The 25,087-nt window shown below is 46.5% G+C and carries 33 protein-coding genes and 1 pseudogene; 6 read left to right on the plus strand and 28 right to left on the minus strand.

Annotated elements, in window-relative coordinates:
- Positions 1-11: 11 nt before the first annotated feature.
- A complete protein-coding gene (gene malF / locus VPR01S_RS08485) occupies positions 12-1,586 on the minus strand; it encodes a maltose ABC transporter permease MalF (protein ID WP_040902432.1) in 1,575 nt (524 codons plus the stop codon).
- 75 nt (positions 1,587-1,661) lie between these two features.
- On the minus strand, positions 1,662-2,843 hold the full coding sequence (gene malE / locus VPR01S_RS08490; RefSeq protein ID WP_021704907.1) for a maltose/maltodextrin ABC transporter substrate-binding protein MalE: 1,182 nt from the start codon (positions 2,841-2,843) through the stop codon (positions 1,662-1,664).
- A gap of 671 nt (positions 2,844-3,514) precedes the next feature.
- On the opposite strand from malE, the gene malK reads away from it, so the two are divergent.
- Positions 3,515-4,654: a maltose/maltodextrin ABC transporter ATP-binding protein MalK gene (malK, locus tag VPR01S_RS08495; RefSeq protein WP_021704908.1), complete on the plus strand. Its 1,140-nt coding sequence runs from the start codon at positions 3,515-3,517 to the stop codon at positions 4,652-4,654.
- A 40-nt stretch (positions 4,655-4,694) separates the two neighbouring features.
- Here malK and VPR01S_RS08500 read toward each other — a convergent pair whose 3' ends face one another.
- The gene (locus VPR01S_RS08500; protein WP_040902433.1) at positions 4,695-5,090 is read right to left on the minus strand and encodes a DUF2391 family protein; all 396 of its coding nucleotides are present in this window, start codon (positions 5,088-5,090) and stop codon (positions 4,695-4,697) included.
- A gap of 233 nt (positions 5,091-5,323) precedes the next feature.
- Between VPR01S_RS08500 and VPR01S_RS08505 the strand changes: the two genes are divergently transcribed.
- Positions 5,324-5,833: a copper resistance protein NlpE gene (locus VPR01S_RS08505; protein WP_021704910.1), complete on the plus strand. Its 510-nt coding sequence runs from the start codon at positions 5,324-5,326 to the stop codon at positions 5,831-5,833.
- Positions 5,834-5,866: 33 nt separating this feature from the next.
- Here the strand turns inward: VPR01S_RS08505 and VPR01S_RS08510 are convergent, their stop codons facing one another.
- The 5 genes from VPR01S_RS08510 to VPR01S_RS08530 form a co-directional block, all read right to left on the minus strand.
- A complete protein-coding gene (locus tag VPR01S_RS08510; protein WP_021704911.1) occupies positions 5,867-6,655 on the minus strand; it encodes a phosphotransferase in 789 nt (262 codons plus the stop codon).
- Between the two features lie 11 nt (positions 6,656-6,666).
- Positions 6,667-7,134 (minus strand): OsmC family protein, encoded by a 468-nt coding sequence (locus tag VPR01S_RS08515; protein WP_021704912.1) that lies wholly within the window; start codon positions 7,132-7,134, stop codon positions 6,667-6,669.
- Between the two features lie 35 nt (positions 7,135-7,169).
- Entirely contained in the window at positions 7,170-7,493 is a 324-nt protein-coding gene (yqfB, locus tag VPR01S_RS08520) for a N(4)-acetylcytidine aminohydrolase (protein WP_021704913.1), read from the minus strand.
- Positions 7,494-7,710: 217 nt separating this feature from the next.
- Positions 7,711-8,205 carry a DUF2938 family protein gene (locus tag VPR01S_RS08525; RefSeq protein WP_021704914.1) on the minus strand — a complete coding sequence of 165 codons (495 nt, stop codon included), beginning with the start codon at positions 8,203-8,205 and terminating at the stop codon, positions 7,711-7,713.
- 42 nt (positions 8,206-8,247) lie between these two features.
- Positions 8,248-8,661: a GFA family protein gene (locus VPR01S_RS08530; protein WP_021704915.1), complete on the minus strand. Its 414-nt coding sequence runs from the start codon at positions 8,659-8,661 to the stop codon at positions 8,248-8,250.
- A 218-nt stretch (positions 8,662-8,879) separates the two neighbouring features.
- On the opposite strand from VPR01S_RS08530, the gene VPR01S_RS08535 reads away from it, so the two are divergent.
- Complete coding sequence (locus tag VPR01S_RS08535) at positions 8,880-9,353, plus strand: peroxiredoxin (protein ID WP_021704916.1); 474 nt, start codon at positions 8,880-8,882, stop codon at positions 9,351-9,353.
- A gap of 148 nt (positions 9,354-9,501) precedes the next feature.
- Here VPR01S_RS08535 and VPR01S_RS08540 read toward each other — a convergent pair whose 3' ends face one another.
- From VPR01S_RS08540 to VPR01S_RS23190, 18 genes and pseudogenes are all read right to left on the minus strand, one after another.
- Positions 9,502-10,317, minus strand: coding sequence for an alpha/beta fold hydrolase (locus VPR01S_RS08540; protein ID WP_245580782.1), 816 nt, complete (start codon positions 10,315-10,317; stop codon positions 9,502-9,504).
- Complete coding sequence (locus VPR01S_RS08545) at positions 10,298-11,059, minus strand: carbon-nitrogen hydrolase family protein (protein WP_021704918.1); 762 nt, start codon at positions 11,057-11,059, stop codon at positions 10,298-10,300. Before VPR01S_RS08545 ends, VPR01S_RS08540 begins: the two co-directional genes overlap by 20 nt.
- A gap of 44 nt (positions 11,060-11,103) precedes the next feature.
- Positions 11,104-11,718, minus strand: coding sequence for an FMN-binding negative transcriptional regulator (locus VPR01S_RS08550; protein WP_040902434.1), 615 nt, complete (start codon positions 11,716-11,718; stop codon positions 11,104-11,106).
- A gap of 76 nt (positions 11,719-11,794) precedes the next feature.
- Positions 11,795-12,586: a nucleotidyltransferase domain-containing protein gene (locus tag VPR01S_RS08555; protein ID WP_021704920.1), complete on the minus strand. Its 792-nt coding sequence runs from the start codon at positions 12,584-12,586 to the stop codon at positions 11,795-11,797.
- Positions 12,587-12,613: 27 nt separating this feature from the next.
- Positions 12,614-13,030, minus strand: a complete 417-nt coding sequence (locus VPR01S_RS08560) for a hypothetical protein (RefSeq protein WP_021704921.1) — start codon at positions 13,028-13,030, stop codon at positions 12,614-12,616.
- A gap of 169 nt (positions 13,031-13,199) precedes the next feature.
- Positions 13,200-13,418, minus strand: a complete 219-nt coding sequence (locus VPR01S_RS08565) for a DUF6500 family protein (RefSeq protein ID WP_021704922.1) — start codon at positions 13,416-13,418, stop codon at positions 13,200-13,202.
- Between the two features lie 215 nt (positions 13,419-13,633).
- Positions 13,634-13,882 (minus strand): DUF3297 family protein, encoded by a 249-nt coding sequence (locus tag VPR01S_RS08570; protein WP_021704923.1) that lies wholly within the window; start codon positions 13,880-13,882, stop codon positions 13,634-13,636.
- 110 nt (positions 13,883-13,992) lie between these two features.
- The gene (locus VPR01S_RS08575) at positions 13,993-14,259 is read right to left on the minus strand and encodes a hypothetical protein (protein WP_021704924.1); all 267 of its coding nucleotides are present in this window, start codon (positions 14,257-14,259) and stop codon (positions 13,993-13,995) included.
- Between the two features lie 78 nt (positions 14,260-14,337).
- Positions 14,338-14,478 (minus strand): hypothetical protein, encoded by a 141-nt coding sequence (locus VPR01S_RS22855; protein ID WP_169727787.1) that lies wholly within the window; start codon positions 14,476-14,478, stop codon positions 14,338-14,340.
- 35 nt (positions 14,479-14,513) lie between these two features.
- Positions 14,514-15,146, minus strand: a complete 633-nt coding sequence (locus tag VPR01S_RS08580; RefSeq protein WP_021704925.1) for a LysE family translocator — start codon at positions 15,144-15,146, stop codon at positions 14,514-14,516.
- A gap of 180 nt (positions 15,147-15,326) precedes the next feature.
- Positions 15,327-15,617, minus strand: a pseudogene (locus VPR01S_RS23030) (YkgJ family cysteine cluster protein).
- Between the two features lie 180 nt (positions 15,618-15,797).
- Positions 15,798-16,205, minus strand: a complete 408-nt coding sequence (locus VPR01S_RS08585; RefSeq protein ID WP_021704926.1) for a GNAT family N-acetyltransferase — start codon at positions 16,203-16,205, stop codon at positions 15,798-15,800.
- A gap of 105 nt (positions 16,206-16,310) precedes the next feature.
- Positions 16,311-16,772 carry a hypothetical protein gene (locus VPR01S_RS08590; RefSeq protein ID WP_021704927.1) on the minus strand — a complete coding sequence of 154 codons (462 nt, stop codon included), beginning with the start codon at positions 16,770-16,772 and terminating at the stop codon, positions 16,311-16,313.
- A gap of 154 nt (positions 16,773-16,926) precedes the next feature.
- Positions 16,927-17,391 (minus strand): ASCH domain-containing protein, encoded by a 465-nt coding sequence (locus tag VPR01S_RS08595; RefSeq protein ID WP_021704928.1) that lies wholly within the window; start codon positions 17,389-17,391, stop codon positions 16,927-16,929.
- A gap of 146 nt (positions 17,392-17,537) precedes the next feature.
- Positions 17,538-18,026 (minus strand): 2-thiouracil desulfurase family protein, encoded by a 489-nt coding sequence (locus VPR01S_RS08600; RefSeq protein WP_021704929.1) that lies wholly within the window; start codon positions 18,024-18,026, stop codon positions 17,538-17,540.
- Between the two features lie 154 nt (positions 18,027-18,180).
- On the minus strand, positions 18,181-18,546 hold the full coding sequence (locus tag VPR01S_RS08605; protein ID WP_040902436.1) for a DUF6232 family protein: 366 nt from the start codon (positions 18,544-18,546) through the stop codon (positions 18,181-18,183).
- 436 nt (positions 18,547-18,982) lie between these two features.
- A complete protein-coding gene (locus VPR01S_RS22780) occupies positions 18,983-19,285 on the minus strand; it encodes a hypothetical protein (protein ID WP_021704931.1) in 303 nt (100 codons plus the stop codon).
- Positions 19,286-19,496: 211 nt separating this feature from the next.
- Positions 19,497-19,772, minus strand: coding sequence for a nuclear transport factor 2 family protein (locus VPR01S_RS23190; RefSeq protein ID WP_021704932.1), 276 nt, complete (start codon positions 19,770-19,772; stop codon positions 19,497-19,499).
- Between the two features lie 311 nt (positions 19,773-20,083).
- Here VPR01S_RS23190 and VPR01S_RS08620 point away from each other — a divergent pair, with 311 nt between their 5' ends.
- From VPR01S_RS08620 to VPR01S_RS08630, 3 genes are all read left to right on the plus strand, one after another.
- Entirely contained in the window at positions 20,084-21,637 is a 1,554-nt protein-coding gene (locus tag VPR01S_RS08620; protein WP_021704933.1) for a hypothetical protein, read from the plus strand.
- 520 nt (positions 21,638-22,157) lie between these two features.
- The gene (locus VPR01S_RS08625) at positions 22,158-22,442 is read left to right on the plus strand and encodes a type II toxin-antitoxin system RelB/DinJ family antitoxin (RefSeq protein WP_005497249.1); all 285 of its coding nucleotides are present in this window, start codon (positions 22,158-22,160) and stop codon (positions 22,440-22,442) included.
- Positions 22,439-22,717 carry a type II toxin-antitoxin system RelE/ParE family toxin gene (locus tag VPR01S_RS08630; protein ID WP_021704934.1) on the plus strand — a complete coding sequence of 93 codons (279 nt, stop codon included), beginning with the start codon at positions 22,439-22,441 and terminating at the stop codon, positions 22,715-22,717. Before VPR01S_RS08625 ends, VPR01S_RS08630 begins: the two co-directional genes overlap by 4 nt.
- A 149-nt stretch (positions 22,718-22,866) precedes the next feature.
- Here VPR01S_RS08630 and VPR01S_RS08635 read toward each other — a convergent pair whose 3' ends face one another.
- Both VPR01S_RS08635 and VPR01S_RS08640 read right to left on the minus strand, forming a co-directional pair.
- Entirely contained in the window at positions 22,867-23,712 is an 846-nt protein-coding gene (locus tag VPR01S_RS08635) for a DUF6602 domain-containing protein (RefSeq protein ID WP_021704935.1), read from the minus strand.
- Positions 23,713-23,884: 172 nt separating this feature from the next.
- A complete protein-coding gene (locus tag VPR01S_RS08640) occupies positions 23,885-24,895 on the minus strand; it encodes a 5'-nucleotidase (protein WP_021704936.1) in 1,011 nt (336 codons plus the stop codon).
- Between the last annotated feature and the right edge of the window lie 192 nt (positions 24,896-25,087).

The raw sequence follows: 25,087 nt of genomic DNA on the forward strand, positions 1-25,087 counted from the left end.
TCGGAATCTCCTTAATCCTGAGCTACTTTGGTCACACGCAGGTTGAGTAGCGCCAACGCCCCCACCAGCAGGAAGATCAGCGTGGCGATAGCACTTGCCAGACCAAAGTCCTGGCCACCAGCACCTTCAAACGCAATCCGATAGGTGTAGTTCACTAACAGATCGGTATAGCCAGCAGGCTCAGACGTCCCAATCATGTTCGGGCCACCCGCCGTCAACAACTGAATAAGAACAAAGTTGTTAAAGTTGAACGCAAAGCTGGCAATCAGCAGTGGCGTCAGCGGCTTGATCATCAGCGGCAGCGTAATGCGAGTGAAGTTAGAGATGAAGTTCGACCCGTCGATCGCCGACGCTTCATATAAGTCTTCAGGAATCGCTTTCAGCAGTCCCATACACAAGATCATCATGTACGGAAAACCCAGCCAGGTATTCACAATGAGCACCATGGTTTTTGCCAGGAACGGATCGGAAAACCATGCTGGGCTCAGGCCAAAAACAGACTCCAGAACCATGTTGATCTCACCAAAGCTTTGGTTAAATAAACCTTTAAAGATCAGAATCGAGATAAACGCTGGCACTGCGTAGGGCAGAATTAACAGCACACGGTAGACCGAGCGGCCTTTCAGCTCCTCCCACTGGACGACACTGGCCAGAACCAGACCAATCACACCGGTAAAAATCACTGTCAAAACAGAAAATACGATGGTCCAGATAAAGATGCTGATGAACGGCTCTTTGATACCGTCGTCTTTCCATACACGTTCAAAGTTGTGGGTGCCCACCCCCACAATGAAGCCAGGCGAAACGGTTGAACCTACAAACTCACCCTGTTCATTCACTGGCTGGTAATAGCCTTCATCCCTGTTCGGCTTGAGCGTTTCATCGGTGCGATTGTTCAGCAGGGTTTCTCCGTCGCCCTGCAGCGTGTACAAAGGCACCACCGCGGCGAACTTACGCAGACCACTCATGCGAATATCGTCGCCATCAGGCATGTGCAGATCCACTTGCCCCAGAGCACTGCGGTTTTTGACGATGGTTTTAATTTGCTCTTTGTCACCATCGACTGACGTTACAGGCGTCAGATCCAAATCCGATACATTCAAACCGTCCAATTGGAACGTTGGCGTCGCCAGCAATTGCTCACCATCATTAATGACGATACGGTGGCCCTGCTCTGTTTTGTACAGTGTGAACGGATAACTTTCCCCACTCTGATACGTTCTGTCGAGCAACACTGACTGCGCACGCTCGAACGACAACTGGTTTTTGGCACTGTAATTAGTAAACGCAAGACCGACGGTATACGCCAACGGAAAAAGGATGAACAAAATCATGCCCGCGATGCCTGGATAGATATAGCGGTGCGCGTACGTTTTCTTGCTGCCGAAGATAAACAGAGCCAGTGCGGTGATGATTAACGTAAGAAGCGCGAAAGCAATCTCACCACGTGAATACATGAGAATGGTGGCGTAGCCATTTACAATACCGACGGTGGCTAAAAGCGACCATTTGATCAATGTACTTTTGCTTGTCGGTAAGTTCGTCGATGATGATGTCATAGCATCTGTACCTTGAACTGACTGCATAAAGGAACCTGCTAGCGATATAAAAAAGGAGAAATGAAGGAGGGGTTACCCCCCTCCTTAAAAGGTATTACTGAGTTATTTAGTCATTTGTTTTTCAGCATCAGCCAACGCTGCGTCTACAGTCTGACGACCGTCCACAATGTTGATGATGGCATTTTTCGCCGCGCCCCAGAATGCATTCATCTGAGGAATGTTCGGCATGATTTCACCGTTCATCGCGTTATCCATTGTCGCTGCGATACGCGCGTCTTTGTCCAGCTCTTTCTGGAACGAATTCAGTGCAACCGCGCCCAATGGTTTGTCGTCATTAACTTTACGCAAACCATCGTTAGTCAGCAGATAGTTTTCGATGAACTCAACCGCCAGATCTTTGTTTGGTGACGCAGTGCTGATACCTGCAGTCAGTACGCCCACAAATGGTTTCGAAGACTGGCCATTGAATTTAGGCAGCGTCGTCACACCATAGTTGATGCCCGACTTCTCAATATTGCCCCATGACCAAGGACCATTGATGGTCATTGCGGTGTTGCCCTGGTTGAACGCAGACTCGGAAACTGAGTAATCCATATCAGGAGAAATGACGCCTTTATCCACCAGACCTTTGACAAAGTTCATTGCGTCTTTCACGCCCTGGTTGTTAATACCGGCATCTTTCACGTCGTAACCGCTGGCGGTGTATTTGAATGCGTAGCCGCCATCAGCAGCCATCAGTGGCCAGGTGAAATACGGTTCTTTCAGGTTCCACATGATCGCGGACTTGCCGTCTTTTTTCAGCTTCGCGTTCAGCGCTGCCACTTCTTCCCAGGTTTTCGGTGGGTTTGGCACTAAATCTTTGTTGTAGATGAGAGACAAAGACTCAACGGCGATTGGATAGCCGATGTATTTGCCATCGTATTTCACCGCATCCCATGCAAAATCGACGATGCCGTCTTTGATTTTTTGCGAAGGTTTGATCTCAGCCAGCAGACCCGCTTCAGCGTAGCCACCAAAACGGTCGTGCGCCCAGAACACGATATCCGGACCGTCACCCGTTGCTGCAGTTTGCGGGAACTTGTCCTGAAGACCATCCGGGTGTGCCACTGTGACTTTAATCCCTGTCTCTTCTTCGAACTTTTTACCGACTTCAGCAAGTCCATTGTAGCCTTTATCACCATTGATCCAGATGGTTAGTTGACCTTCTTCGATGGCAGCGTTTGCACCGAAAGAGCCAAGAGCAACAAGAGTACCGAGTGCTACTGTGCTTAGGGCGTTTTTCATGTTCATATCCTTTTTATATTTGTGATGTAGGGTTAACCCCAAAAAGGTTTCACCGTATTTCGCCATCTATCTTCAGAGAAAAATCAATACGGCTCATCCTCCTAATCCCTACGCCCTTGGTATTATGGACTATTTTCGTGATCGTCATCGTTTCAGGTTGGCGACCAAAATCACAAAACCATACCTTAATGTGATCAGATTCAATATTGAGTAATTAATTTATTTGAACTGGATCTCGCGACGTCGTGTCCTCCCCCTTTTCCCTCCTCCCCTCCTACTACCCCTACAAAAAAATAGTCTGGGAGGATGTCACTACTGCACCAAATACGGAAACTAAGCACATCCAAGAGTGGATGGTAAGAACCCTTTCCAGTCGTTCATCGTTAAGAAGACACTGGTTTTTCATGCCGGATTGGTTTGCTGTTACAAGATTTGATGTTCGTGGTAATTATTTAGTACGGGGGAGGCATCAGCTTGTACGGGGGAGGCAAACCAACAATTGGCACTGACGGGTGATGTTGACGCTACCTTTTCGCGTCCATCACCCCGTTTTTCTTACCCTTTTGAGACAAAACAAAACACAACTTACCGAATTCCTACTATTACTGCCCGCGACTATTCATATAATGATGGGCAGTAAGTTACAAAAATCTTGATCGAGGACGAGCTAGATGGCGAGTGTCACGTTAAAAAATGTATGTAAAGCTTATGGCGATGTGTTGATTTCCAAGAATGTCGATCTGGAAATCAAAGAGGGCGAATTTGTCGTTTTCGTTGGCCCGTCAGGCTGTGGTAAATCCACCCTGCTGCGTTGTATCGCTGGTCTTGAAGACATTACTTCAGGTGACCTGTACATCGGAAACGAACGCATGAATGAGGTTGAGCCGTCGAAACGGGGCGTTGGTATGGTATTCCAGTCTTACGCGCTCTACCCTCATCTTAACCTCTACGACAACATGTCATTTGGCCTCAAACTGGCAAAAGCCGATAAGAAAGAAATCAGCCAGCGTGTTGAGCATGCAGCCGAAATTCTTCAGCTCAGCCATTTATTAGAACGTCAACCTAAGGCCCTGTCGGGTGGCCAACGTCAACGCGTTGCGATCGGCCGGACGCTGGTGTCACAGCCCGATGTTTTCCTTTTGGATGAACCTCTCTCGAACCTGGATGCGGCTTTGCGTGTGCAGATGCGCTCTGAAATCACCAAATTGCAACGTAAGCTGGGTTGCACCATGATCTACGTAACCCACGACCAGGTGGAAGCCATGACCATGGCTGACAAAATTGTCGTGTTGGACACAGGGTTCGTCTCTCAGGTAGGTAAACCGCTAGAGCTGTATCACTACCCTCAGAACCGATTCGTAGCGGGCTTTATCGGCTCACCAAAGATGAACTTTACCAGCGTATTCATTGATGAGGTTCAACCGGATCAAGTAAAAGTTCAGCTGTCCAACGGCATGTCGTTCTGGATTCCCGTCGATGGCTCATCAGTCACTCGTGGCGAACGCATGTCACTGGGTATTCGTCCTGAACATCTGGTGACCAAGTCGGAAGGCGACGGCGTGATCGAGGGCGAAGTGATGATCGTCGAGAAACTTGGCAACGAGACTCAGGTCTATCTCAACCTAGAAGGTGCCGATACAGACGTGATCTATCGTCAGCCGGACACACTGGACGTCGATGTGGGTGATAAGCTATCTATAGGTATTCCCGCTCACCGCTGTCACCTGTTCCATAGCGATGGCAAAGCGTGTCGTCGTCTCTACCGCGAAGCCGGTGTTGAGTTTGCCGAGGAAGAAGCCGTGCTGGCGTAATCCGGATACAAGAAAAATCCCCGCCCTGGCGGGGATTTTTTTATTCTTTATCAAAACTGTCGACGACAATGGCCCCCATCGAGGCTGGCATGGTTATCACCACAATTCGTTTGAGTGACGTGATGGGGTCCACCATCAGTGGCAGTTTATCGAGGCACATCAACACCAGCGCCACCACAAACGCCGTAATCAAATACGCCAGTATGATTCGTAACGCAAACGCCAACACCCGTTTATGGACGTTTTGCTGAAATACACTCTGGTAGGCAAAGATGCCGAGAAATACGGTCGACAGTGACATCAGCATCAGCAAATTGGCAAAAGGTAGCGTTTCACCCAGTTGCCATGCTTCTTCTGAAAACGATATAGGCACCGCCAGCGCAAACGCTCCGACAAACACCTGCCCCGCATCTTCCATATTAAAGCTGATTTTCATAACACTCTCATTCGCCTGTAGCCCGGTTGTATCCCATACTTCTGGCAAGTTCGCCTCACTCTGGTTCATCATAACGCCATCACTCTATTTAGACACTGTTTTTAATAGGTTACGCAAATGACGAAACTCTGACATCCCCAGATCATTGTATTACTTCAGACTGACGAAACGAACAAGTGAGAAACGTTACTATTTGTCCTACAGGAAATACGCTTAATTAACGAGGAATTATTATGAAAAAACGTCTGTTAGCCCTGTCTGTTACCGCTATCGTTCTGGCTGGTTGTCAAGACGAGCCTGCGGAAACACCGCAACCAGAACAAAAGCCGGCCGCTCAAGCCGAAACGGTCGTTCCTGAGCCAACGCTTGAAATCGAAGCTCAGCCTCAACAGCAGGCCGAAGTCATGGTAGACAGCGCCCACAACGCACAAAACTCCCTAGACTGGAACGGTACTTACAGTGGCATCCTGCCTTGTGCCGATTGTGAAGGTTTGGAAACCAACCTGACTCTTAACACTGATGGCAGCTACTCACTGGATCAAACGTATTTGGGCAAAGGTGAAGAGAAGTATCACTCAGAAGGCAGCTTCAGCTGGGACAACTCAGGCAGTGTGATCACGCTGAGTGATGAAGCGGAGCCAAATCAGTATTTTGTCGCAGAAAATGAGTTAATGAAACTCGACAGCAATGGTCAGCACATCACCGGTGAACTGGCAGATCAGTACAACCTGACCAAGAAATAACCCGTCCACAACGCCAGCATGATGCTGGCGTTGTTACATCAGGTGCCGCATTTCTTTCGCCCAGCCGGGCAACGTTTGCCGATACCAAGTCAAATAGCGCTCAGTGTCAGGATGCGCGCAGCGCTGTAGAATATTGACCACTTCAACCACGATCCAGCTTTTGGCCAGCACCACACGCAGCTCAAGCTCCCCCTGCGCCACCGTAGCTCGATAACACCGGTAGTGACGGCACGTCGCTCCAATTGTGTCAGCGTTCCCCATTCCCGGGATCATCGGAGCCAAATCAATAGCAGCACAACCCAAACTAAAACGCTCCCAATCAAACAGCACCCGCTGGCCATTGCGCCGCACGCCCCAGTTGCCCGGGTTGGTATCTCCGGAAATCAAATGATGGTGTTCGAACAGAACAGCACTTTGCGCCTGGGCCCGGTAAAAATAACGCTCCGTTTCAGCGTCCATCGCTAATGCACGAAGGGCAGACTCCGTATCGTTTAAACTCCAGGTATGAAGATGAGTCGGCGTATTTGGCAGAGGGGGAAACTCATGCAATCGCGCTAACTGACGAATGACCTTCTCATCACGATACACCTCAAGCTCCGGCAGAGCATCCGGTATGTGCTCAAGTTCCAGTCGCCCGGCAGCTTCGTCCAAGTTCAGGCAGCGCGGCACATAGATCCCAGCGTCGTTCAGCACCATTGAATAATCCCGATAAAACGCCACCTCAACGGGCGATGCCCCACGTTTGCAAATGATGCGATCGCCTTCAGGAGAGTGCATCAGGGTGACCTCCGCGCGCCCAAGACGGCGCAAGTTATCACTCACTGTCCGCTCGTTCAGGTGCCAATTTCAGTGGTAATCTGGGTCTTAACCGAATTCGCGATAAAGCAGTTTTCGTGGGCAGTATGGTGCATTTTTTCCAGCTGTAACTGCGTTGGTTGCCGCTCACCAGAGAACACCACTTTAGGTCTCAACGTCACCCGAGTGACTGAGGTTCTGCCACTTTCGTCTTCTTCAAGTACACCAACGGCATCATCGCTGTAATGATCAATCAGATATTTACGCTTCGCTGCAATCGAGAGAAAAACTAACATATGGCAACTCGACAGAGCCGCGATGAAAGCCTCTTCCGGATCGACATTGGCTGCCACCGAATAAGGCAACGGCACCACGTGTGGAGACGACGAGGCAGGTACACTTACCCCACCATCAAACGACCAGATATGACCGCGGCTGTACTGATTGTCGGTAAAGAGCTCGTGCTCCCCTCTGCGCCAACTGATGTTAGCTGTGTATTCGGACATCCGTGTTCCTCACTGTATTATGATAATGACGCTCTCTACACCAGACGATATGTAATCACGTAGAACTGCATTTCATCTGGGTAGATCTCTTTGATCAAGGCTTTTAGCTTATCCAGTTCCATGTATTCCTGCTGCGCATGAAACTCATTGATGTCGTCAAACCAAAGAGGCTCCACAGACACGATTTCAATCCGGGCAAACTTGCGGTCAGTTTCTAATGTGTGCACATCGACTTCCGTACCCGGGACATACCCCATCTCGCTCTTATCACGGATGGTGATGGTTTTATTTCCGGATACGATCGATGGCTCAAGCCATTCAAAAAAGGTAATTTTTGTTGGTATTTTCTGCACGTTCATCGGCTCCCGCAGCTTTTCGTCGCCCTAGTATCTATAAAGCCATCGTCAGCCGCAATCGCCATTTTCTGATTTCACCGGATTGCTTACACCACACCGCTTTGAACTTTGTAAAAGACCAGCGCAAACAAGCCCGCAAACACCAACACCGTTGTCAAAATCTTCAGCCACAAAAACTTCATGCATAACTCCTTACTTGGCCTCTACATTACACGACAAGTTACAGCGTCACAAAACTCACTAAACGCAAGGCCAAAAAGAGCCCCAGACCATAAGACGCATGTGCGACAACACTGCGCATGCGTGCCGTTGCTGGCGCAGGCGTTTTTGCTGCCATCACCCCAAACCCTAGCCCTGGTTGCATCACAAAAAATGGCACGACTACCGTCGCTACACCAAACAAGACTACCGCAGCAAAGCTCGCCTGCCCGGGTTGCATGCCAGCCAGCAGATAAAACAGCGCGGCAAACAGCACACCAATCACATAGTGACTGACCCAACCCAACGCGCATTCACCGCTTCTGGGCTGGGTTTGCAAGATGGTATGATGCCGAAATTGCCCGCCAGGCATATACAACAACCAACGGCCAACCAAACAATAATTCAGTGACGCTATGCCCAGCAGCTTTTTCTGTCCCAGGGCGAACAAGTCCATAAAAATAGTCGCCAATATCCCTACAACTAACCAATGACTGACCAACACCCACTCATTCATTTCTTTCTCCTTGTCGCAGCTCGACGGTGGCAGAATCTTCGCTTAAACCTGCTTATCGAAGGTCGGAACACCGGTCGGCAACTCGAACCAACTCACCTTTTCGCTGACCCAGACGTGCGCTGTAGGCGCAAACAGCATCTCACTTTCGCGCGCTACTGGTTTTAATTTCAGTTTGATCAAGTGCGGTTGATCCGGATTGATGTGATAAATCCGGTTACCACAACCGGTGCAAAACTTAGCACCATTGTGGTTGCCGCTATCCGCCAGACGGCTCCAACTGCCCATTTCTCCGGAGAACTCGATATCTTGGGCATCGACAACGGCGGTCACGCTGAACGGCGCGGTGGCCAGTTTCTGACATTCTCGGCAATGACAAGCGAGAACTTTCAACGGTTTGGCGTGCAGTTGATAACTCACCTGACCACACTGGCAGGACGCTTTTACGGGGAATGGCATAGGTAATGTAGCTCCTTAACTGAGTCGTCATCTCTCGCACGGCTCGGGCGAGAGATATGAAATAGCAACCATAACATGCTAGGGCGTGTTCCCCGAGTAAATCCTGCTCAGATTGACAGCTGTACGGCATTATCCGATTAACCTCAGAGAATCTCCGTGTTCCTGTCGGGCAGAACGTACTAAACTGAACATTCGCACAACCGTTAAGGAATAAGGTCATGATTCAACAAGGTCAATCTCTCCCTCAATCTTCTCTCAACGAACTGACGGCAGACGGTATGGTCACCCATCCGACCCACGAACTGTTCGCCGGCAAAAAAGTCGTGCTGTTTGCAGTACCTGGTGCTTTTACGCCAACCTGCTCTGAAGCGCACCTTCCAGGCTACGTGGTCCTGGCCGATCAGTTGAAAGCCAAAGGCGTTGACATGATTGCCTGTGTGGCCGTCAACGATGCGTTTGTGATGCAAGCCTGGGGCGAAGCCCAGAACGCCAGCGAAATTCGCATGCTGGCAGACGGCGATGCGAGTTTTACAAAAGCATTAGGACTGGAAATGGATACAGCCGGCTTTGGTGGTATCCGTTCACAGCGCTACGCGATGATCGTCGAAGACGGCAAAGTCACGACTCTGAATGTGGAAGAGCCTCAATCATTTGAAGTCAGTAAGGCCGAGGCTATTCTGGATCTACTGTAATCACAAAGCCCCGGATATAGTTACCCGGGGCTTTTTCGTCTCCACTAACCGCCAATCCAATCAGCATAACGCTGATGTCTAATGCATAACTGCTAGAGCGAATACGCTTTCTCAAATCCTTCGCACCAAATATGAATCCAAGTCAAATTCACGGTTCTTCTTTGTTTTGAATTGACGGAGTTTCAAGCAGCCCTGACGAATGCAACAACCACGCTCTGATTTCGCAGCACAACCAGTCCGGATTATCCAGAGCAATATCATGGCCATCACATGCATTGATCCGCAGTGCCGCTTTCCATTTTTTCGCTATCGCCTGAGTGGCAAGCGGGCTCACCAGGCGATCATGCTGTGAAGAAATAAACAACACGGGCGCTGTAATTCTTTTAATACGAAAAGTGGCCGCTGCGCGAAGCTGGCGGATAAAATTAGATATGCGCGTCGGGTAGCGACGCTGCAGCTGCGCCCAATGGCGGACAACTTCTGGTCGGTTGGGCTGATTAGACACCAGGCGATACACGCATCGCTCTCTCACTGTTACTGGCAACATCAGTGCCCCAATAATTCGGACAAGCGCAGCGGGTTTGAGACGTTGATAACACGGGCTGAACCCCGCTGCACTGGTATTAATACAAACGGCACGGCGCACTTCATGCGGATACCTTTCCAACCACTTCAGAGCGATCATACCGCCCATTGAAATTGCCACCACATCAATCGGCGCCTGTCCGTCCAGTTGCTGTCGAATGCTGTCTACCATGTCTTCCATGCAGTCAGGCGACGTCAGATGAGCCAGGGAACCTGTACCCGGTATGTCTACGCAACGCACATGACACTCCGGCATCACTTGCTGCAACTGCGAGGGAAACTCACCCCAATGGAACTGCCCCCTGAACAGTCCGCGTAACAAGACCACTTGCCTGGCAGGCGCCGCAACCGCTGTATGTTCATTCGCTATCGGCGTCACACGTCACCACACCATGCGAGCCGTCAGAGGCAATACGACATACAATTAACCCCGGTTCATTCATCAGAGCGGCTACCGGTTCGCCAGATGGCAGCCACATGGTGCTCTTACCACAGGTCTGCCATCCTCCGGTCACGGAGATGTGATTGGCTAATAACACTGGCATGTTGTAACTGCTGGCAATATCGGCCAGTATCGACGCATCGGTCTCGTACCCCGCAGGTGAAATCAACGCGCTGACGACATAGACATCCGCCTTTTGCTGATTGGCATCACGGGCATGTTGCGGCTCACTAAAATCAGCACAAATCGCCAAAGCCAACGTAAAACCCTGGATGTTCAATGTATGGTTTTGTGAGCCCGCGGAGCAAAACACGTCCTCGCCAGGGTGAAGATATTGTTTAGTACAAAAGTGCACATCCCCCTGGGGTGAACAAACCACCGCAGCAATCGCAGGCTTGTCATTAGGACAAGCCAACGGACAACCTGCAATCACCCAAATAGCGTATTTTTGTGCCGCCGTCTTCAACGCTTGGATCGCATCGCTCTCTTCGGTCATGGCTAATGTCGCTAACAATTCAAGCTCATAGCCTGTCAGTGACAATTCCGGGAAGACCACTAAATCAACCTGCTGCTGAGCCGCCGCAGCGATTGCGGCCAAATGCTCGGTCAAATTCGTCGCTATCTGGCCCTTTTTGACCGGAATCTGTGCCAATGCTATATCAATCGTGTTTGTATCCATCAACTCTACTTCTTCCTAACTGGAGGCTGTTGTAACAAGGGGACTTACTCGCCGGTGCCCAGATGACGCTGTCTCATGTATTGCACCAGCATTTCGGCTTCCAGAGAGTCTTGGCTGCACAAGCCAGCAACAACACCTTGCTGATCGTCCTGACTTCGATGCTGACCCAGCTTCTCTTTAGCCAAAATGTCGTCCAGCACGATGCGAATTCCGACAATAGCGTGGGAGAGCTTATCAACAAACTCATCGGGCATCGTATCGTTGGCGTGTAATAACTCAGGCTCGTACTTGGCGGTCAATTGTTCGAGTGATGCCAGTGTTTCCGACGCATCGAGAAACTCAACGGTACCGTAACAATGCACGGAGGCATAATTCCAGGTTGGTACTGCCGGTTTTCGCCGGTACCAGGTCGGAGAGATATAGGCATGCGGCCCTTGAAAGACGATCAATACCCGCTGACCTGACAACTGTTTCCAATGTGGATTGGCTTTCGCCAGATGCCCATACAAGACCCCTTTGGGCCCCTCTGAAGGTTCAAGTATCAGCGGTAAATGTGTCGCTTCCTGAGTGGGCGAAACCATCAGAGCAAAACCATGGTGGGCGATAAAATCAATGATGGCGTTGTCACCCGACATCACCATGTTCTTTGGTATGAACATACTCTTCCTTGTCTTTGATTGACCTTGGCGTTCCATTGCACCGCGCTGATGTCGCGGGTCTCACACTGTCGCGTTATCACAAATGATTGTGCGTAATTCGCCGATATTCTTCAATCAGTGGCTGCGCAAAACTGGCGCTCAATTGTACTACCTCGTTGACCGTGGCGGTTTCTTTTCTCAAAATCATGAGCGCCATCTCAACTCCCGGTTCATAGTGAGGTTGATAACGACGGATCACTCCCGCACACTCTTCCGGACCCACCAGCCAGCTGCGATGTTGCTCCACCAGTAACCCACAGGCACTACGAAGCAACTTCTTCGCTAAAACTCTTCCTCTGGTGCTTGCGTTATCTTCATTTAATCCAGAATTCAGCATCACCACCATTTCTGGTAAATCTTCATTCAGCGCACTAGCAATGGCTAAATTTGGTCTACAAGCCTCAAAACCGAGTGTGAGATCTTTTCCCCATAGGCAGCAACAACAGTGTTTGAGCCAGAACTGCCAGCGAAACTTTTCTTGCGGATGCAGAACTTCTGCCAAATGACCTGGGTCAAAGTCGACCTTCGTGATGAGGGGAAATCCTTCCGTCAAAGCCAAAGACAATTGTTTTAGACGCTTGTGATCTTGCTCCGTTAGAGGCGCGCAAAAAACTACCGACATATCAAGATCAGAGTGACACCGCTTTGCTTCCCCGCGGGCAACACTGCCGTACAAGTAAATACTGTGTATTGCGGTGGGAAAGGTGCTCAGCAATTGCGCTACGGCTTGGTCCACCACAACACGAAACTCGGTTTGTATTCGTTCCGGATGGCAGACATTGAGCACAAAGCCCTGCTCATCCACACCCCGTTTTTTCATGTTATCCATCAACCCACCCTTGATTTGAATACCTTGCTAGACTCCGCCGGCAATCTGATGTCTATTCTCACAATCCGTTTGGGTCATTACGACAGGTTCGGAGCGGTCCTTTGAGCCTGATGCTAATGATATGCGGTAATCGAGAGAGCTAAACTGAGAAAAGTTGTGACGCTCACAAAGTGCCAACTGAGCGCGCCGAAGTAAACGCTGAGGCTCAAAATTGAGCGGACTCAAGCCAGGCTCACCGGCATAAAACACCACGGTAATCAGGTGGTAACCACCAGACAAATGACCCACGCTCACCCTCTCGTCAACCTCAATGACAATGCCACGGACATCTGCTTCCACCTGTTGCAACATGTCTGTATTTTGAGCCTGACGGTACACCGCCTGAGCACATTTCAGAGCTGCCGCAACAATTAACACCACACCAAACAGCGCTTTCGAATTCATCCGCACAATCAACTCAACTAAGCGTCGGCGTTCGGCACGACGTCACCGTACTGACGATACAAGATCGCAACATCTGGACCAGTTGCGTTACCCAACACTGGCTTGTGGCCGATGAGCATCTACAGTGACATTCTGGGTAGTCAACCAGCCGCAACTCAGTATCCATAACCTAACGTCCGGATGTAACCAGCTCAATCACTTTGCGCGCTTTTTCAAAATGATCCAGTTGATGAGTGTGTATCCACCAGGTAGCCGCTTCCATCAACAGCTCTGGGTCATCGTTTTTATTTGCAAAGAAAGCATAGAACGACACACCGACGTGCTCGCCTTTTTGACTGATTTTCTTATTGCATACAGCGATGATCTTTTCCCTAAGTACTTGTCGCATTTCATAATCCAGACAGATAAAAAACGCAAAGATACATACAATTGCATATACACACAACCGCCACAATGATATTAGCGATACCAGGAAGCGATTGAGTCGATTTACAAAGCCGTATTGGCACAGGGATTGAGCGCAAAATCTTGGGGAGGCGGCAAGAACAACACATAGAACGGGGGCCGCTCTATGTGTGAAACGACAAGAGTGGAAGCAGGGCTTTATTTGTAAAATGCTTCCACTTCACCTTTTAGGGTGATCAGCATTGGATTACCGTAACGATCGCGAGATTTAGGAGACGCGATTTTTACCCAGCCTTCGCTGACACAATATTCTTCAACATCCGTACGCTCTTTGCCATTCAGACGAATACCGATCTGGTGTTCAAAACACTCAGCAACAAAGTGTGGGCTACGAGGGTTACCCGCCAGACGATCTGGCAAAGCTGGTTTTGCGTTATTTTCGCTCATGTTGATGACCTGAAATAGATAAAGAACCTGCTATTTTAGACAAACCTAGCCTCAGGCTCAACAAACATCACCACGAGAAACGATCCGCTGGCAAAGCAGGATGCATTACTTTAGTCTGCAGATTGCTTAGACTGGCGATAGCTATCAACAAATCTTTGTAGATCTTGCTGTTGAGTCTCTATCACTGCTTCTTTGATTGATTCAGAATATACAACTTGCAATGAAATGCTTGCCACAAAGAATAACAATGATGCTACGCACCCAATACCGCCCAATATTTTCGTTTTTTTATTCTTTTTTACCAAGCCAACAATGATGGTGACAAAAAAGACCGGAAAGGCGATTAATGAAACCAAAGACAAATACACGACAAACATAACTCTAAAAACTCTCGTTAAATCAACAATTACACGATACCCAAAACACAGCGCGATCAATACGAGCTTTGCCAGACATTACGAATCTTTCTTAACCAACTTGCTACAGGTGCGTTGCTGGCTGAGCAATAGCCAGTCACTCTCACTCAGCACGGTTTCAAATTTCGCAATACCACCACCTATGAAGCTGACATCCCAGTCTGCATGAGACTTCACCACACGAAAATTAGCTTTTCCTTGTTAACGGCCTACTGTTAGAGCGAGACCTCGACGTCACTGAGAAGAAGTTTAAAGCTAGCCGTGCCAAAAAACACCGCAAAGATGCCCTCAAAAATCGTTTTGGATTTTATATACAGGCGTCTTACCCCAGCATGAGAAAAGATAAGCGCATAACTGAGGAAGATCGATGCACTCACTACGCCAACTACAACGACAACAGTAAGAAGATCTTGAGGTGTTGCCGTTCTCGGTACGCCCATCGAATACAAAGCACCAAAAAAGAGGATTGCCTTAGGGTTTGTCAAATGAATCAATAGCCCTTTGAGGTAGTGACTTTTTCTTGAGTTGAATTGCATTGTTGGAAGGTTAGGTGACTCTGAATTTAGCGCGGATTTTAGTGATTTGTAAGCAAGGTAGAGGAGATAGCAAGCGCCGCAATACCTAAGGATCTCAAACAGCCAAACATTTGACTTCAATACTGCAGCCAACCCAAACGCTGCCAACATTGACCAAATTAAAGAGCCGGTCAAGACTCCCAAAGCAAGGTGGAGACCAAACAATCTGCCTTTCTCCATCGATGCCCCAGCGATTGCTAATGTTGCAGGCCCCGGACTTGCAATCGCGGCTATCGCTGAAAATACGATCAGAAAATAATTTATATGTTCCATTTCCCCACTCCATTTTTATTAGCACTTCCACCACGTTCAGAAAGGAACAGAACGCCCCAACTGAAACCATTGAACCGTTTAAATTAAAGCCAATGTCGTCCGAAAATACCAAGTGTTGTAAATCACGCTTAAACACTTTGTAATGGATAACAACTCACGAACAACCCGTAACCCACTGTTTTATATTAATTTAATACGTTCATCTGAGCACTCATTAGAGCCCGTTTCAAATTCGCGGCATATCCAAAGCCGGTTTTCATAAATTGTGTACATTAGAGTGTCTCTATCTAAAGCCGCGCATCAACCATCATTTAATCTCATCATTGTTTCAACTCCATACTGGTCATGTGCAATGAATTCTTCTGGTACACCAGTATCCGGGATAATCTTAACTTCGGGACGACAACAGCAAGCTCTGCAGTTTGAGCGAGATACATTTGAGGAAGAAGGTATACTCGTTGGTGTAAGCATAAGTAACTACAGGTCAATTGTGTATGATACAGTACATTTCTTCATTTTTGAGCTTGCTTATCCTGTGAGCCATAACGCCCTGTTAAGGTGTGAGGCACTCTATACAAAAGCCTCTGCACTACTTCGTAATCACAAAACTCACTAAATGCCACGCGTTGCGAATCCGTCTTAAAGCGTTTGTTAGGCATTGGCCTGACGCATGAGATGAACCCCACCAACCTCGGTACTGAAACCAAACTTTTCATAGTACGCTCTCATTTCTGGGAGACAGTACAACTCAAAATGCTGAACTTGATTTAGGTCTTCGTGCGATTGAATTGCTGATATGAGCTTTGCACCCAAACCACTATTTCGTTGCGACGAACAAACAATAACATCGAAGATCAAGGCTTTGAAGGTGAAATTAGTGATAACACGAGCAAAACCAATAAGGTTATTGTCACCACCAACAATGCCTATGCATAGTTGAGAACCTTTTAGACAACGGGCTGTTTGCTCTAATGTCCGCTCTTTTGCCCACCAAGCTTGTTGATACAGATTATACACGTCCGTTATATGCTCTTCCGTAAACGTGTAAATTAGCTTCATGTTTCTCCTTAATGCCTAACGCCCTGTTAAGGTGTGAGCAACGCAATACCGAAGGCAACGCATAGCAAAAATGCCATGCGTTGCGAATCACTCTTAAACAGTTTGTTATGTTTTTTGCTTCATATACTTTTGAATGCCTGGCCATTTTTCGCGGTCTTGAAAGTCGTTTACTTTGTAGCCCCCACTATCAGCAAATTCATCGCGGGCTTCCCCTAAAAGTTGACAACACCAAAGGAATGTTTCTTCTGGTTCACCTAAGCAATTATGGCGGAAAGCAGACTGATAGAAATTGATATTTGAGCCAACAAGGGTTTCATGAATTTTTTTGACGATTCTTTCAATTACCTCATGGGTGCAATCAAGAGAGTAAAAAGACACGTTGTCTGAAGCTTGAATACTAACTTTTGAGTAAGTTTTCTCAACATCGATCACCGAATTAATAGTATTGATAAATGGTGCTATATTCTGCTCTGTATGGATTAACATAAAGCAGGGGTCATCGTAATCATCCATCCGCTCAAGATACTCTTGAATTGAAAGTGGAATTTCTTTAAATAACTTGTTCATCATAATCCTCATAGATAAATCACTGAAACATAACGCCCAGTTAAGGGGTGAAGCACGCAATGACCAAGCCACCGCATGGCACTTCAACACCGAAATCAATGCAAACCAAAAATGTCACGCGTGCTGAATCCCTCTTGAACTGCTTGTTATATTTTTATTTATATACGACTTTAAACTGCTCTAGTATCAATAACATATCGTCTGAAGGTGCTATACCTAACTCGACACATTCTCTTGAGAAGAAGTTCCAATGTGCTTTTCGCCACCAAGCTAGCGTCTTGTCGCCCTCACCTTCCAAAGCTGCAAACTCAGGTGTTACGTCATGGTATTTGCACTTAGTTACTGAGGTGATTTCTATAATACAAATTGGCATGCCATCCCAATTTGTCACTACTTGAAGATGACCGACTTCTGGCAACAATTCTCCTTTTTCACTGTACCAGTAATCTAAGCTACATGACGCACGTTTTTCTCCACGAAGAATTAAGTCTGCACATACATTTGCATTGTATTCATCTGCACAGAAATAGTCTGAACTAAATGAAGTGTAGTTTGATGCTACTTCATCAGGTAAAGATTTGAGGTATTGATCTAGATAACTTTGACTTCTTTCATCCATGATTTTGACTCGGGATTTGATTAAAAATATAACGCCCTGTTAAGGGGTGAGCAACGCAATACCAAAGCCGCTGCATACCACCTTAAACACTAAAACCGACGCATGGTAAAAATGCCACGCGTTGCGAATCCCTCTTGAACAGTTTGTTAGCTATGTTTGTCCAACATACTACGGAATTGGGCTATCGTATGCTGACTGAACACCTTGATACCGCTACTCTCTAACAACGTAGCAGTGACCCCAGACCCATTAACTTTGGTCCCACTAAACGTACCATCGTAAATATTGGAACTACCACAGGAAGGACTATTCTCTGCGAGCACTGCATATTTTATTTGTAGTCGCAGACACACTTCCAAGGTATTCTTGGCCCCTGCTACAAATTGAGTAGTTACGTCGATACCATCGTTTCCGACCACCTTCGAAAAGCCTTTTAATACATCAACACCTTTACCAGCGATTATTTCAGCAGGTGCTCTAGGAGTGGGCAAACCTGCCGATACTTCTGGGCAAAAGACCACAAGCTCTAGGTTTGATCGAAGCCAATGCAGATCAGGCTCAGGAATTGACAAGCAACTTGCATTGTATCGAACTTGATTTCCGACTAAGCACGAGCTAACTAAAACTTTTTCCAACCAGAACTCCTTTGTATGCGAAAAATAGCTAACGCCGCATTAAGGTGTGAGCAACGCTACCGCTCAGCTCGAACCTTTGCGCTGTAAACGCAAAACCCAACGCAAAGCTAGAAACGCCAAGTGTTGGGAATCACTCTTAAATGCTTTGTTAGGCTTAACCTCGGCTGACTATTGATTCGTTTAATGCTGACACAATATCTTCTATATGGTTTCTTTTATCACTAGTAAGAGCTTTACTCTCACCAGATGAAGTACTAAGAATCACTGAATATTTATCTTTTGCCCCCATAAATGCTAATACACCGACAGCAACAATCAGTATTCCCCAGCCGATGGACTTAATAGCAAATAAAGTAATCAAGCCGATTAAAGTAATTATAATACCCACTCCTTTGTTGGCTTTTTCGATTCCTGTTTTAACAGAAGTAACATTACTCATTGCATAAGTTTGACCATTTACAATAAAACGACTATTTGATACTGAAACATCGCCAGCTTCAAGAAACATTTTTTCGTCCATAAAAATCCCAAATAGATATACAAATAGATACGAAGCACCATATATTGAAGTGCGAGCGATACCACCCACATATACAATTGAACTACCTCAAAGAGGCACCAGCATCAGTTTATGTGCATGAAATCGCATAACCAAGTAGAGATTAACTTAAGGAATAACATAGATAAACTAAAGTCGTATCTTTTTGTGAGTTATAGTACACACATAGTGATGAGCCAAACCCAAAAATTAAAGAACCAACAATTTAGTAACTAAAATGGGCTTCAAGAAATTACAACACGTAGAGATAGCTATTTGCTAACCAGTTAGCCTAACGCCCAATTAAGTAGTAAGCAACGCACTACAAAAGTCACCGCATTGCGCCGTAAACACATAACTCACCGCAAACCAAAATTGCCACGCGTTGCGAATCTGCTTAAATTGTTTGTTATGTGATTTAGTTGAATACAACAATAAAACCTGAATTTGATGTATAAACCGCAGCTTCAGGGCCAGTAAAGTCATTATCAAGAAGAGATACTCTTAGAGATGCTTGACCTGAGAACACCAGTAACAAAGAATCTTCTGCCACTTTTAGATCCACAACCTCACGGAAAACCAAAGACTTCATCCCATCGCATCCACTAAGTGTAATTGGGTTGTGAACCACTAGTCGGCCAGAGCTAAACTTTAACGATGATAAGCCAACACCCTCAACTCTACTCAGCTTGGAACCAATTAATTCCGTAATTCCGTACATTTAGCCTCCAATCACATAACGCCCTGTTAAGGTGTGAGCAACGCAATACCGAAGCCGCCGCATACCACCTTAAACACTAAACGCAACGCATATTAAAAATGCCAAGCGTTGCGAATCACTCTTAAACAGTTTGTTATACGCGTTTTCACCGGGTTGGGTATGCTTGCCCTTTTTCCTGTGAGCCTGACGCCGTGGACGCATGCCTATGCATCTAGAGCCAGCGCTCTACTTTCTTAAGAACGACTGTCCATCGCACAGGGACACTGATTTCTCCGCCTTCCGTGTTCAAGTAAATAGTTAAACATTGTGAAACCACTACACACCCACTTGAGATGACAATATCATACCAACCCCATTCAAACTTGCTAGCCGTTGCCTCTGAAAAGTTCCTCTGAAACAACTCCCTCACACCAGGTGCTCCTGAGAACAATTCATCCTCACCAGTCCCAATAACTGATATGTTTCCGCTAGGGTCAAACACAGACATCAAAGCATCTATATCTATGCTTTGGCATAATCTTCTAATGTGGCCGTAATCTCTTCTTGTTCTTGCATCGTACACTCCTTTGTTACAGAAATGGCATTCCTACTCGCATCAACTCATAACCCAATGCCATTGAGTTCAACTTAATGCCCTATCAGACCTGCCAGTGTGCCGGTCTTTTTGTATCGATTTATCCACCCTAATCACATTTCCTGAGATTACTTAACAACTTACATTGATCCCTCACACCTGCCGCTTTAGTCTTCAGACAGTGGTAAATACCCGAATTTAACTGTGGGTAACAAGGAGAAACCATGGGCTATTACATCGAGCAAGCCACTCAAGATCCAAGCCCTGGGCTGCGCATCATAGAGCTCCATCAAGATGGCAAGGAGACGGTTGTCTGGTATCTGCAGACCCAACATAGCCACCTTATTTTGAAAGAGGTTGTAGGTGAATACCTGCTGCTGGGAGACTGGAACGGTAAGTTCACCCGCTTCCATATTCCTACACAGACATTGACACACACCCAGCATCTCGCCGGTGAGATCAGTATTGGCGCCATACTTTCCAGCGGTCGCTTCACCATTATGGTTACCATGAATAACGATAATGACTACAACATTCCCTATCTGGTGCGACTGGATTGCAAGGATCTGTCTATTCTCAGCGACTTTCGTTTGCCGTTTGAGCTCAACTTTGAAGATGACGAAGAGGATGATGAAAGCGAACAGGAGTACCAACGCCAGATAGATTGTTACAGGCTCGATGTTTATCGCCCGATTGAGCCAGCTTCGGGGCAGCTGTGGCTATATGCCTGTAATGCCAACACAAGTTGGGATCAAGCCAGACCTCATGAGTTCTATAAACTGGACTTACTGGGTCAGCAAGAGTCCCTGATCCCACTGCCAGGCCTCGGTAGCGCCAATACCGACCTGTGCATGCCAGCATTGAACTTGGCAGCAAATCTGGGGGTAATGCTGAGCTGGGATGCCGTTCAGATTGTTGAGCATGATAACGAGCAATGCGTGCAATTGCAGCTTGAACTCTTTGATATCGAGAAAGGCGAGACTCTCCGTAAACTGCCATTGCGCAATTACAGTTTCGAACAACTGACGCAGCACCATATCGATATTGATCTACTGCAGGCAGGTCCAGAACAAGACTTTGAAGAGTACTGCAAAGCCTTGACCGACATATACGAAGAACTGACAGATTTACGCTGGCAAGGTGACAAGCTGCTGCTGTCCTTCAGCGATCAGACTGTGTTAATGGACCTTGAAGGAAACAGTGAACTCATTAAGCCGCAAAACCAAGCCGTTACACGCAGCTATCTGCCAGAGGCGCAGTTAGCCGAAAACCTGAAAGGGCGTTACCCTATTAACGCAGATGAGCCCCTGGCCGCATTACAGCAAATGCTGGCACTGTGCAGAGATATTGAGTCCAAACACATAGGTGACCAGTTCTCTTTTAAGCTGCTTGATGGCCAGGGTGGTAACGTTGCCCCTGAGCCCTTCTTTGCGCAAACTGTGCAGCAACACTCAGACCTTATGATTCAGATGATCACCCACTATTGTGACTATCTGGACACTACGCGATTGAAAACCAATCTGTGGGAATGGTGTGGCGCCCAGGCCTCCCTTGGCGATGTTGTTTATGCGCTGGCCTCTACTGGAGATGCGGCAACACTGCCTGTGATAAAACGCTATGTGAGCTTTGTCGATGCCGACCACGAAAGCTTTGTAAAAGAGGAATTGGTCCCCCGTATCCACTCAGTATTTGGTGAGGATCACCCTGTGGTGCAGGAGATTAGCCTGTTGGCAGAGTATGACGACGGCGAATGGGATGAAGAGTGGGATGAAGACTAACCGCCCCTCCTGAGTTGTCTCTAACCAGGATGAGCAAGTCGCCAGCCCCTTGCGGCGACTTGCTCACTCACAAAAGAGTGTCGCTTTGTCCTGTACAAGACGAATATGCGCAATATCAATCAGATAAATAAGTAAGTTCACACCAACCCTACAAGCTCCGGCCTGCATTGATATCAGCCTTACCAAGCAATATTAGCCAAAACTGAACCATATCACGGACAGCCTGCTTTTTGGCCACTACAATCTGTGCCCCTTCACTACAGATAAACTCACCAACAGGAAATGCGTACAGCACTCTTTCTACTGGTGACAGGGATAGTTTTTTCCAGTTTCAACGTCCAGGCAAAAGTGAAGTGTAGACCAACGCGTATAACGCCGCATTAAGGTGTGAGCGACGCTTGGCTAAACTTGAGCGAAGCGAAACCGCCAAGCGTTGCGAATCACTCTTAAATGCTTTGTTAGTTGCCCAACTCCAAATCCAGTGCTAACATTTGTACACACACAACATACGGAGCACATCATGGACACCAGAATTCAGTTTCGTGTTGATGAAGAAACGAAACGACTAGCCCAACAAATGGCAGAAAGCCAAGGCAGAACACTAAGTGACGCTTGTCGTGAACTGACTGAACAACTAGCTGACCAACAGAGAAAGACTTTATCTCACGATGCATGGTTAACTGAACAAGTTAACTTGGCTTTTGAGAAGTTTGACTCAGGAAAAGCCACTTTTGTTGATCACGAATCAGCTAAATCACGTATGGCTGAGCGCAAAGCTAAAATCCGTAACCGAGGCAAATTATGATTTTGTGGGAAGAAGAGTCTCTCAACGATCGTGAAAAGATCTTTGAATTTCTTTACGACTTCAACCCAGAGGCTGCTGAAAAAACCGATGAAATTATCGAAGCCAAAGTGGAGAACCTTCTAGAACAACCTCATATGGGAGTCCAACGAGACGGAATAAGAGGGCGAATGCTCATTATTCCTGAGATATCAATGATTGTTTCATACTGGGTTGAAGGCGATATCATTCGCATTATGCGTGTACTACACCAAAAACAAAAATTCCCTGCGAGCTAGTTATGTCGACTGGGCAACTAACGCCCTGTTAAGGGGTGAGCAACGCAATACAAAAGCCGCCGAAAACCACCTAAATCACTAAATTCAACGCATAGTGAAAATGCCACGCGTTGCGAATCCCTCTTAAGCAGTTTGTTAGGTTTGAATTATTAACGCTTGTAAGTCTCAACTGCCCCTGCGCCAAGCCAATGAATATATGACTCCGGTCTAAAATCACTCTGAGGTATCGAGTTTAAAGACGAGATTAACCCTGACAAAAACATTCCAAATGTATTTTCACCATAATAACCGATACTTACGCTACCATTTAACATCGCATAAACAGCACCTTTACCTAATACATACACACCACTCACTAAGTAATGATGACCGTTATCTTCAACACTACCGGGAGATTTTTTAGAGTAGCGACTGAAACTCCAGTTTCGCGAGAATTCATCAGAAAGAAGACAAAAATTATCTTTAATCGTCGTTAAAGGTCTATCGTCTTCAAATGAGAAGATCATTAACTTGGGTGGCCTATAGTCGACAAAATCATTCTTAGATCTAATGTTTTTATATGAATCTAGATTAGAAACACTCTGTAAACCTTCAAAGGCTTTCCTCAAGACACTTGAGCTTGTCTTAGCTTTCACTTCTATTACTGCGTAAACTGACTCGAAAGGCAGGAGTAAGTTTTGATTTTCATCAATAAACCACTTAGGGCAGTGAATCTTGTCATAAATAATTACGTCCAAGTGCGAGCTCAATGCCCCAGACTCAGTGACAATTTTCCCTTTACCTACACCGTATTTCTCTGGTAACACCTCGACCAAGAGTGAACGAAATATATTCTCCGCACCAAGGCCATACTCTAGGTTATGTTTAATTAATTTACCGTTCTCTCTTCCTTGAAAGAGCTTCTCATTGAAACGTTCATTTACTTGTTGCATGATTTCTGTCAACGGCATCTCATCAACAAGATCGTTGGAACGGATGATATCTTTATTAGTCATTATTTTCTTATGTACTTACTAAATTAGAATGGTTACATGCTGCGAGCTGAAACCTAACGCCGTATTAAGGTGTGAGCAACGCTACCACAAAATTCAACCATACCATCGTAAACACAAAACCCAACACGAAGCTGAAAATGCCAAGCGTTGCGAATCACTCTTAAATGCTTTGTTAGTTGCATGCTTCGTCTGGCACTGTATCAACTTTTTTCTTGGCTTTTTCCTGCATTATTTTATTCAGAATTGAGTTTGATGGATAAAGAACTTTTGCGCTCGGAACCTCTGTTGACGCTGGGTCCAAGTGTGAATCTTGATCATCAAAAAAGATATGTGGCTTAAAGGCCTTTAGAAAGCGGCTTTTCTCTAAACCTCCAAGAAAAAATGCTTGGTCAATATAGACATTCCAATTTCGAAGGGTTTTTATAACTCTCATCTCCGCAGGGCTATTTCGCGCAGTCATAATAGCCAATTTTACAGGAGAATATTCAATACGCCCCGGTAACCTTTCTTGTACTTTTGATAACTTTTTCAGAAGGTTAGCATATGGCCCTTCTTGTAAAGGGATATCCTGTTTTTCATTTTCACTCCGCCAGAATTCTTCTAACCCATCCGTTTGGTTAACAATTTCACTGTCCTCGCTAAAAAGCACAGCATCCGCATCAAAAGCAAAGCGAACTTGGTCTTCGTTCAAACTTGCCTCTGACTGAGGAGGCCTTTTTACTAATGCCGAGGCACATACCCCACTATCGATGACCTCTTGAGCATCTTGCTCATTGGTAGTTAGAAACAAGTCGACATAAAAAGCGTCTAAATAGATCGAACTCGCTTCACCAGCTGTAAATGCTGAACGAGTAATAGGGAGTTTTCTCCGACGAATTTCATTCAATACTCTAAAGCCTGTTTCCGGACTATTCCTTGAAATAACAACCACCTCGACTATTGGCGCATTATCTTCCGGACTTTTGTGCGTATTGAGATTTAACAGTGACCGTACTAACGGCATAGCTGTACCATCATTTAGCGGTTCATCTTCGTGCTCAAGCATATATGTTCGATATTCGTCTATCGCTGTGTTTGGATCTGTTTTATTTTTTTCTCTAAAGATCTCATCAGCTTCAGATAAATCAAATAGTGCAGTAGCTGAAATCCCAACAACCAAAGTTTCTGTTAAATCTATTGGCATAATACTTTCCCTTTCTGACGTATTAAAATTTTTCTATGACGCAACTAACGCTAAGCTAAGGGGCTGGGAACGCCATTACGCTAAACTCAAACAAGCCACCTTAACCACAAAACCCAATTTAAACCAAAACAGCCATGCGTTAACAGTCCCTCTTCAGCGCCTTGTTATGTGCAACACATTTTGTTGTTAAAA

Source organism: Vibrio proteolyticus NBRC 13287 (genome assembly GCF_000467125.1).
Taxonomy (GTDB): Bacteria; Pseudomonadota; Gammaproteobacteria; order Enterobacterales; family Vibrionaceae; genus Vibrio; species Vibrio proteolyticus.